This window comes from Rhizobium sp. ERR 942, assembly GCF_007828395.1.
In the GTDB taxonomy this organism is placed as follows: Bacteria; Pseudomonadota; Alphaproteobacteria; order Rhizobiales; family Rhizobiaceae; genus Rhizobium; species Rhizobium dioscoreae.
In genome coordinates this window covers 66,018-73,832 of sequence record NZ_VIUA01000014.1, presented here as the reverse complement: position 1 = coordinate 73,832, position 7,815 = coordinate 66,018, and the positions used below count along the sequence as shown (strand labels likewise).

7 protein-coding genes and 1 pseudogene are annotated in these 7,815 nt (G+C 58.1%); 1 reads left to right on the top strand and 7 read right to left on the bottom strand.

Translation table 11 applies throughout. The features are described from left to right. Positions 1-258: 258 nt before the first annotated feature. The 6 genes and pseudogenes from FBZ97_RS33025 to FBZ97_RS33000 form a co-directional block, all read right to left on the bottom strand. Entirely contained in the window at positions 259-549 is a 291-nt protein-coding gene (locus tag FBZ97_RS33025) for a cold shock domain-containing protein (protein WP_145324335.1), read from the bottom strand. 290 nt (positions 550-839) lie between these two features. Beyond that, the gene (locus FBZ97_RS33020) at positions 840-1,754 is read right to left on the bottom strand and encodes a recombinase family protein (RefSeq protein ID WP_145324337.1); all 915 of its coding nucleotides are present in this window, start codon (positions 1,752-1,754) and stop codon (positions 840-842) included. 577 nt (positions 1,755-2,331) lie between these two features. Beyond that, the gene (locus tag FBZ97_RS33015) at positions 2,332-3,099 is read right to left on the bottom strand and encodes a response regulator transcription factor (RefSeq protein WP_246661933.1); all 768 of its coding nucleotides are present in this window, start codon (positions 3,097-3,099) and stop codon (positions 2,332-2,334) included. Positions 3,100-3,385: 286 nt separating this feature from the next. Beyond that, positions 3,386-3,697, bottom strand: a pseudogene (locus FBZ97_RS34940) (integrase); the annotation flags it as partial. 172 nt (positions 3,698-3,869) lie between these two features. Further along, entirely contained in the window at positions 3,870-5,138 is a 1,269-nt protein-coding gene (locus tag FBZ97_RS33005; protein WP_145651059.1) for a cation:proton antiporter, read from the bottom strand. An 84-nt stretch (positions 5,139-5,222) separates the two neighbouring features. Further along, on the bottom strand, positions 5,223-5,792 hold the full coding sequence (locus FBZ97_RS33000; protein ID WP_145324696.1) for a type 1 glutamine amidotransferase domain-containing protein: 570 nt from the start codon (positions 5,790-5,792) through the stop codon (positions 5,223-5,225). A 548-nt stretch (positions 5,793-6,340) separates the two neighbouring features. On the opposite strand from FBZ97_RS33000, the gene FBZ97_RS32995 reads away from it, so the two are divergent. After that, positions 6,341-6,766, top strand: a complete 426-nt coding sequence (locus FBZ97_RS32995) for a CBS domain-containing protein (protein WP_145324694.1) — start codon at positions 6,341-6,343, stop codon at positions 6,764-6,766. A gap of 92 nt (positions 6,767-6,858) precedes the next feature. On the opposite strand, the gene FBZ97_RS32990 is transcribed toward FBZ97_RS32995, so the two are convergent. After that, entirely contained in the window at positions 6,859-7,776 is a 918-nt protein-coding gene (locus FBZ97_RS32990) for an AraC family transcriptional regulator (RefSeq protein WP_145324692.1), read from the bottom strand. Positions 7,777-7,815 lie beyond the last annotated feature (39 nt).

The following is a 7,815-nucleotide window of genomic DNA, read 5'->3' as shown; positions in this document are numbered from 1 at the left end:
CCCCGCCGCTGGAAGTAGACGCGGTAGCCGGGGCCCTAGTGAATTCGCAGTTCACTGACGCCCTCACCAACTGGCTCGACATCACCGGCCAAGCCGTTAGTCCCGCTTGGCCCAAGGCGCGTTCGAATTTCAAGACGACCTATTTTCCAGCTGCGGCGTCCTTATGTGGGTGCCGGCTAATCGCCGAGAACGATAGCGATGCGGGACGGACGACAACGGATTCCAAAGAGCGGCCTCGAAAGTTAGTCGAACTGCGCGTCAGATCTGTCGCAATCCCCACTCTCTTTCGAACTCGTCGGCAAAATCGTCGCCGACTTTGCCTGGCTCACGAGGCGCCGGTTCGGACGATACCAACGACAGATCCTTGGCAAAGAGCTTGGCACCGTCCTGTTCGACCGAATATTTCAGGGCCATGCCTGGCCGAAGGTGAGGCAGGGATGCCTCCATAACCTTGCTGACATGCACGAAGACATCGGGACTGCCGTCGTCGGGCTTTATAAAGCCATAGCCCTTGGCGGCATCAAACCATTTGATCTTGCCTCTTGCCATTCGGTTCCCCTGGTTAGACTGAGCTTCGGCATCGGCGGCGACTGACTAGACCAGCGGCTATCCAGGTCGGCGGCTATCGCCAAGCGTTCCGCTAAAACTGCCCGCTGTCTGGAGAAATTGCAATAAATGACAAGGATAGCCGAACAGCCGCTTTTGAGGATGTGGAACGTAACTATTTGACGCTTCGGCATCGCGCTTTTAATGGGCCGTTTCAAGGTGATTTCTACGGACAAGGAATGCGTGAAAAATGACCAATTTCCGAAGGCGTGACACCGACCCCAGATTCACGCTCAGGAACGCACAAGCCCGAAGCGACGTGCCTCGTCCAACAATGCGCGCACGGAGGAGGGTTGCCATTTTCTGCCGCGCGGTGGCCGTTCACCCATTTGATCCAGTTGTGCGGCGATATCCCGAAGCGATAGACCGGGATCGGCGATCATGATCGCGGCGACAAGCTTCATCAAGTGGTCCTCAGGCGCGCGGCGAGGGGAACGAGCCAGCAGTTCCGGCTCGGCGAGCTTTTCCCGAACCATGCGATGAACCGCGCGGCGCAGCCGCTCGACTGTCCACTCGTGGCCGCGGCGATTGAGGATGCGCACCACATTGTCCCAACTGTGCTGGGGGCGAAGCTGCCTTACCGTTGGGAGCCAGGTCTGTGCCGACACCATCAGATCATCCATGTAGGCCCGCTCCCGCGCCGCTGTGACAGCGCGAATTGCCGCCGGGCGGCGTTCCCGAAGTCCAGGATTGCCGGCGAGTTTGCCTCTAGCCTTCGCCGCTTTCATCCCGGATTTGGTACGCTCTGCAATCAGTGCTCGCTCGAGCTGTGCGACGGCGCCGAGCACCTGCAACGAGAACATGCCTTGCGGCGTGGAGGTGCCGATCGGATCTCGAAGAGATCGGAAGTGCACGCCGCGCTTCTCGAGGTCTTCGATGACATCGAGCAAGTGGCTGACCGATCGGGCCAGGCGATCGAGGCGAACGACGACGAGCACGTCGCCGGCGTGGAGATCTTTGAGGAGCTTGGTGAGGACTGGTCTTGCGCGGGATGCTCCCGATCCATGCTCCTGATGAATTGGATGACAGCCGGCGGCGCGCAGCTCGTCGACCTGGGCGTCATTGAGCTGATCCTCCGTCGAGACCCGCGCGTATCCGATCAGCCTTTGCTGCAGGGGAGGGGAACTGACGGTGGCAATCTTCGGCATCAGGTATCGGTTCCCTTTTTTACAGGCTTTTGTACAAATGATGGATGCGCGAGAAAAGGAACCTTTGGGCGTGTTGTATGGAGATCGAGAACACCTGGCCTGTTTCGTTGCTTAAGATGGCTTTCAACTTATCGCAGGAATGGACATCCCAAGCCTTTGAAGCAACGTTGAAGAGTTGCCTTCTCCTGAACGAACGGCCGCAATTCTCGCGGCACACATCGCAGAGATCTGGCAGCGGCTAGACGTAAGCTTTCGGTTGGATTACATTATAACCGCTGGTTGGACGCACGGTACCACTGTTTGGGCACCTAACGGCGCTGCTTCTAAGCCTTTGGAATAACACCAGAAATTTTTCTTACGGAAATAGACCGCGACTTAGCTTTCGTCATCCCGACGCTTGGATCTGGCGGGGCAAAACAAGGGCAGATGCGATTAGCTTCGGACGCGTGCTCATCAAAATGAGACGGGTTTGAAAGCCTGGTGTGGCTCCATTCAGCCGTCAGGAAACTCGATCCGGGCATCCCCCGCGCGTTCGGCCAAGACCCTGCACCACCAGCGGCGGCGTATGGACGGCGGGCTAGCAAGAGAGTTCGCGGATTTTATAGGCGACCTGCGTGCGGTTCGTTGCGTCGAGCTTCTTCATGATATTGCGAACGTGCACTTTGACAGTGCTTTCGCATAGAGCCATCTCGTAAGCGATGATCTTGTTTGCCTTCCCTCGTCTCAGAGCTTCCGCGACTACAACTTCGCGCGGGGTGAACAGGCCATCGAGGCATGCCGTTCGACTCGCCATTGGGGCAAGAGCTTGCTTGGCACCCAACAAGCTGCTTGCCGGAACGAAGACGCCGCCTGCACGCGCAAGCGCCAAGGCCTCCGCGACCACCTTGACCCCGACGCTGGTGGGAATATAACCACGCGCCCCACATTCGAGCGCATGTATGAGTTGGATAAGCTCATCCCCATCGGCGCCTATGATGACGGGAGGTGTCGGGAATCGTTCTACGAGACTACGAATCCTGGCGCTGATATCGGGATCGGACACTTTGCGGTCGCCAATCATAAAAAGAATTGCCGACGGCAGCATTGGCATATCGCGCATTTGCCATTCATCTAGTGAACCGACAGTGACGATGCGCAAGGCGCTGACGCAGGCAGTTAAACTCCTGGAAAGGCACTCGCGATCCAAAGCACGGGAATCTATGAGAAGCGTGTAGCTTTGCCATTCATCGAATTCGGGCGTTATCGCCTCAGCAGGTGGGCTTGCGGTGTGAGATATTCGAGCTGAAATGATGTACGTAGCCGCATCTGATGCTATTTTTTTGTCCGTCAGCGATTGTTCATTCACGGTCACTGCTCCCAACTTTAAATTCTACTTAAGTGTTTCACTCCGCGGCAGTATTTCTCATCAGTAGTGCGCAATTTATTCGGTGAAGTATTGGCTTCTCGAGCTATATTTGATCATAGTGATTGCGTATTTCTTTGCTACTCACATTAACCTATGTTAACGACCAACTAAAATATCAAAGAAATTTCGCCTAAATCACTGCTTTCAATAGTCGAAAAATATCGCTCAATGTTTGGTTGTGCCCCAACCGGCATCCGACGCTCTGTCAACCGCGCCGAAAACCTTAAGCGCGGGAATGTGCGGCAGGGAGTGGAAATTTGCCGCGATTGGCCGCCTCGGTTAGATACTCCTACCGCAGCCCGTGTGCCGAAAATGCCTCCGGGTCGAGACCCGCCTGCCTGCAACGCGTCTTCAGGATCAGATTGACCGATTGAGGCGTCAATGCCCGCCGATCGATATTGCCCCATTGGTCGATGCGCCGGGAACACCGGTCCGGTGTCGATCTTGGCCACCACAAGCCACTGCTTGAGCGCTTCGACCGGCCGGCCGATCAGCGCACCACATGCATGCGGTCGTCTGCCGTCGTCGTCTTGGGGCGAGTTCTCGTTAGGTCCGATGCGTTTTGCTGTCTTGAGAGCCAAATAGGTGCCAGCCAAAGCCTCCGCGTGAATGCGAGCGCTCGCACAGGCAATGAAATTCTACGGTAAGGTGCTGATTTAAAAAGGCTGTCTTGAAAGCTTCCGGGTGGCAACTTCTTGAGCCGTACGGGATCACTCGTTTGCTCGGGTGCCCCTCATCGGCCGCATGCTGTCGACGCCACGTTCGCGGTCGATCCAGCGCATGACTGGCGTAACCGCTATCCCGTGGACAATGACGGAAATCAGGATAATCATGAAGACCGTAGCCCACAGGCTTTCAATGTGTTCGAATTTCGCTCTCTGGGTTGCGAAGGCGAGATAGTAGATCGACCCGAGGCCGCGGATGCCGAACACGGCGATGATCGCCTTTTCCGCTTTTGGTTGATGGCAGCCGAACAGGCTGATCCAGCCGGCGAGCGGCCGGATAATCGCCAGCGTAAGGACCGCAACAACGACAATGCGCCAATCGACCTGGGACAGCAGCGTGCCCTCGGCAAGCACGGCGCCGAAGCAGACGAGCAGAACCATCATCAGCAGCCGCTCGATTTGTTCGCCAAAATCGTGCAGCTCGCTGTGGAAAGTGCTTCCCCTTTCGACACTACGCAGTGTCAGCGCGCTGATGAAGACAGCCACGAAGCCATAGCCGCCGACGAGTTCGGTGGCAGCGTATGAAACGCAGGTGAAACCGAGGGCGGCAAGCCCGTCGCCCGTTTTCGCAAGCTGCCCGGCCTTGGGCAATCGGAACGTCAGATGGGCCAACGCCCGCCCGGCGAGCCAGCCCATGCCCGTGCCTGCGACGAGCTTCCAAAGAACGTCGACGACGAGCCAATGGCCGATCCAGTCGATTTGAGATGACGCGCCGGCTATTGCGATCGCGGCCATGACGAAGGGGAAACTGAGGCCATCATTGAGACCGGCTTCGGAGGTGAGCGCAAAGCGGATATCGTCCTCCTCGCCAGTCTGCGGCGGCCCGACCTGGACATCGGCAGCAAGCACGGGGTCGGTTGGCGCGAGCGCAGCTCCGAGCAGAAGCGCCGAAGCGGGGGGTAAGGACAACAGAGCCCAGCCGAGAAACGCGATGGCGCCGATGGAGAGCGGCATTGCAACGCCAAGCAGCCTCCAGGTCACCATCCAGCGTCTCCATCCCAGCGGACGATCGATCTTCAGACCAGCCCCCATCAACGCGACGATGACGACCAGTTCCGTCAGGTGTTCGGCCCAGCCGACATTCTCCAGCGGGTTCCTCTGCGGCAGCGGCGTAAACGGCGACAGCGAGAGGAGTATGCCGATAACGATGCAGCAGATCGGCAGCGATAGCGGAATCCTCTTCAAGGCCAGCGGCAACCATGTCGTCAGAAGAACCACCACTCCGAAGATGAAGAGCGTGACGACATAGTCCATGAGGCGGCTCTTTCACCGGTGGTGGCGCGCTAGTCGGCCGCCGGAGGGCGGCTGACCGGATCGAAGCTGTCCTGCTGAGGAAGATCAGGCGCTGCGGGCCTGCTGTGGGTGTTTTCCTTCCTGAAACTCTTCTACGATCTTGGCGCAGAAGGCAGGAAGATCCTTCGGATTGCGGCTGGTGACCAGGCCGTTGTCAACGACGACTTCCTTGTCGACCCAGTTGCCGCCCGCGTTGATAATGTCCGTTTTGACGCTCGGGTAGGAGGTGATGGTCCGTCCTTTCAGAACGTCGGCCTCGACGAGCAGCCAGGGGCCGTGACAGATGACGCCGACCGGCTTTGCCTGTTCAAAGAACGAGCGCACGAAAGATACGGTCGTCGCATCCGCACGAAGCTTGTCGGCGCCGACTGAGCCGCCGGGGATGACGAGCCCGTCGAACTCATCCGCGGAAACATCCTTTACGGTCTTGTCGACATGATAGCTGCTGCCCGGATCAAGATCGTTGTTGTTGGTCTTCGCTTCACCGGGTTCCAGCCCTAGCACGGCCACTTGGGCGCCGGCCGCTTCGACGGCGTCCTTCGGCTGCTTGAACTCCGGCTCCTCGGTGCCGCGCGGCGCGATTAGAATCGCGATCTTTTTCCCTGCGAGGGTCATTGGGTTCTCCATCGTGTTGTGAAGTCGCGACAAGGATGTCGCCGCGAACAAACCACGGGTGAACCGCGAAGTTCCAAGACATCCGCGAACTTTAGGCGCTACGCACAACGCTCATTACGAGATTTAGTAGCATTTGAGAGTAGACCCCTCGAACCAAGCTGCCTTTGCCTGGCGCTTCGAAAGGCGACGGATTGTAGAGGACACTGCGTCTCGGTAATACCCGGCGGGTGAGCACTGTCGCCACGTTTCTCTGCCAGATCCCCAGTCGCGTTTCACAAATCGCTTGCTTACATGATTTCTCATTACGAGTGGCTCCTGGATTCTCGCCGGTTGCCCATAAAGGCCGCATCACCTGGCTTCGATGGTGTCATCGGCCGACGAGGACCGCGAGGGATGGGAGAACCTGCAAACACGGGTCAGGTTCCTTTGATTCGGTCGGACTCCGGAACTATTGCAGCCTCCCATGGTTGGGGAGCGCGTTGATCACAGCTAGGCCGGCTTGAAAACTTCAGCAAAGATCCGCAAACGCAAAGCAGGAGGAAGGTCCCATGAAAGTCGCAGAGATCATGTCGCGTGGCGTTCACATCGCCAACCCGCAGCAGACAATCGGCGAAATCGCCAGGCAAATGGCGGATGAGGAGATCGGGTTCATGCCCGTCGGGGAAAATGATCAGCTGGTCGGGACGATTACCGACCGGGATATGGTCGTTCGCGGTCTAGCCGACGGCCTTGGCGGAGATGCCAAGGTGCGTGAAGTCATGAACCGAGATGTGAAATACTGCTTCGAGGATGAAGACGTCGATGACGTCACCCGCAACATGGGACAGGTTCAGGTTCGCAGGCTTCCCGTCGTCAACCGGGAGAAGCGCCTCACGGGCGTGATATCGCTCGCGGATGCAGCTCTGGTTCAGAAGGAGGCAGCAGGAGCAGGGCTTAAGAAGGTAGCGCGACCTGGCGGATCACACGCGTCATAAGATGCGGAGCTGGTCAATCCAGCTCTGAACGGCTGCCATGCGATTTTCCCGGGGGGCCTGAGACCACATGCCAATCGGCCGACTCGATGGGTTTACTCCGGCCTGGCGGTGGCGGCCTGCCGTCTAGCAAACCTGCCTGGAGAGCAACCGAGCCTTTTGCTGAACGCCGTGCTGAAGGCGCTGGCGGATTCGTAACCTATTTCGTCTGCGATCCTGTCGAGCGACTTTACGCCGCTCAACAATGCCTGCTTGGCAATGGCGATGCGCCAGCGCGCCAGATATTCTATTGGTGCGCAACCAACCACCTCGTTGAACCGGGCGGCAAAACCCGACCTCGACATGCCAGCTATTCGTGCAAGATCGGCTACCGTCCATCTCGCTCTAACATTTTCGTGGATGGCACGCAGGACGCGAGCCATTGCCGGGTCGCGCAACCCATTCGCCAAGCCCGCCGAAGCTGCGTTGTCTCTAATAATGTCCCACCTCAGTGCCTCGACCAGCAGCGTCTCCAGCAAGCGCTGGATGATCAGCTCTTTGCCGGGATAGTCGGAGACGCACTCCTCGGATAGCAGTTCGACCACGCGGCCAAATCGCGTCCCGTGCCCGGCCGAAGCCGGAATATGAATTGCATCGGGCAACAACGCGAGCAGCAGTGGCGCGTTGACACTCTCGATCGAAAAGCTTCCGCCTAGCGCCACAAAATCCGGCTCTCCTTGTTGTTCGCCATGGCGGACAGCTTCAGCCAGTGGTTCAACGGGGATGCAAGGCACGTCGGGTGCGCTGCTCAGGGTGAAGGCCGGCGTCGTCGGCAAGAGGAGGAAGTCGCCTTCGGCAATCCGAAGTGGCTTTTGATCACCCAAGGTGACCCATGCTTCTCCGGTGAGGACGATCGTAAACCCAGGTGCGTCGTAGGATCTGTAGCGAACGCCCCATTGGCCGCGCCCGGAGATAGGCTTTGCTATCGCTGCTCTGGGGCGCAAGAGAGCGACGATATCACTGAGAGGATCCATTTTGGACGATCCATAACTATTCCTGGACATAGGATTATA

Bases quoted from the DNA above. Each gene is read 5' to 3' on its own strand.
- FBZ97_RS33025 (WP_145324335.1), bottom strand. From the start codon at position 549: ATGGCAAGAGGCAAGATCAAATGGTTTGATGCCGCCAAGGGCTATGGC.
- FBZ97_RS33020 (WP_145324337.1), bottom strand. From the start codon at position 1,754: ATGCCGAAGATTGCCACCGTCAGTTCCCCTCCCCTGCAGCAAAGGCTG.
- FBZ97_RS33005 (WP_145651059.1), bottom strand. From the start codon at position 5,138: ATGGACTATGTCGTCACGCTCTTCATCTTCGGAGTGGTGGTTCTTCTG.
- FBZ97_RS33000 (WP_145324696.1), bottom strand. From the start codon at position 5,792: ATGACCCTCGCAGGGAAAAAGATCGCGATTCTAATCGCGCCGCGCGGC.
- FBZ97_RS32995 (WP_145324694.1), top strand. From the start codon at position 6,341: ATGAAAGTCGCAGAGATCATGTCGCGTGGCGTTCACATCGCCAACCCG.
- FBZ97_RS32990 (WP_145324692.1), bottom strand. From the start codon at position 7,776: ATGGATCCTCTCAGTGATATCGTCGCTCTCTTGCGCCCCAGAGCAGCG.